Source organism: Microcella pacifica, from assembly GCF_009371975.2.
Lineage (GTDB): Bacteria > Actinomycetota > Actinomycetes > Actinomycetales > Microbacteriaceae > Microcella > Microcella pacifica.
The window spans coordinates 1-1068 of record NZ_VIKT02000055.1 but is presented as its reverse complement, the minus strand read 5'-3'; the positions used below and the strand labels follow the sequence as shown (position 1 = coordinate 1068).

Annotated in this window: 2 pseudogenes; one reads left to right on the top strand and one right to left on the bottom strand. The window is 69.5% G+C overall.

The features are described 5' to 3' along the window. Window positions 1–119, bottom strand: a pseudogene (locus tag FK219_RS13305) (transposase); the annotation flags it as partial. Window positions 120–229: 110 nt separating this feature from the next. Between FK219_RS13305 and FK219_RS13300 the strand changes: the two are divergent. Further along, window positions 230–1068 (top strand): annotated as a pseudogene (locus FK219_RS13300) (ISL3-like element ISPfr2 family transposase); the annotation flags it as partial.

Genomic DNA, 1068 nt, shown 5'->3' with positions numbered 1-1068 from the left:
ATCGCGAGTTGGACCCGGCGCCGGCACCTGTCGAGGGCGTCACCGGCCAGGCGCACGACGTGGAAGGGATCCATCACCGTGACCGCGTCCGGGATCTCCTCCGCAGCGGCGGTCTTGAAGGGTCTTCTCAGATGACGGTGTAGGTCGGCCGGGCGCGTCGGTCCGCAGATAGACGTCGAGGTCTCCCGACGATGGAGGTTCCTACGCCATCCATCGGAAAGACCTCGACGTGCCCGACGCTACCCCGCCGCCCGGCTTCGGCCGCCCTGACCTGACCGCCTTCGCTCGACTCGACGGCCTCGGTCTGAGCGTGATCGGGCAACGACTTGAACCGGATCGTGCGGTCCTCGCGTGCCGCGTGGTGGAACCAGATCAGTCGTGCCGGCGGTGCGGCAGCGAAGGCGCCGCTCGTGACACCGTGATCCGGCGGTTGGCCCACGAGCCGCTGGGCTGGCGACCGACCGTGCTGGAAGTTGTAGTGCGCCGCTACCGCTGTGCAGACTGCGGACACGTGTGGCGCCAAGACACCAGCGCCGCGGCGGAGCCACGCGCGAAGCTCTCGCGCACCGGGCTGCGGTGGGCGCTGGAAGGGATCGTGGTCGCACACCTCACCGTCGCCCGTGTCGCCGAGGGACTCGGGGTCGCGTGGGACACCGCCAACAACGCGGTCCTGGCCGAAGGCAAGCGGCTGCTGATCAACGACCCCACGCGGTTCGCGGGCGTGAAGGTGATTGGCGTCGATGAGCACGTCTGGCGCCACACCAGGCGTGGCGACAAGTACGTCACCGTGATCATCGACCTCACCCCGGTCCGCGATGGCGCCGGCCCAGCAAGGCTGCTGGACATGGTCGAGGGCCGGTCGAAGGCGGCGTTCAAGACCTGGCTCGCCGACCGCGACGACGCCTTCCGTGACGCGGTCGAGGTGGTCGCGATGGACGGCTTCACCGGGTTCAAGACCGCCGCTGCGGAGGAGATCCCGGACGCGGTCACGGTGATGGATCCCTTCCACGTCGTGCGCCTGGCCGGTGACGCCCTCGACAGGTGCCGGCGCCGGGTCCAACTCGCGAT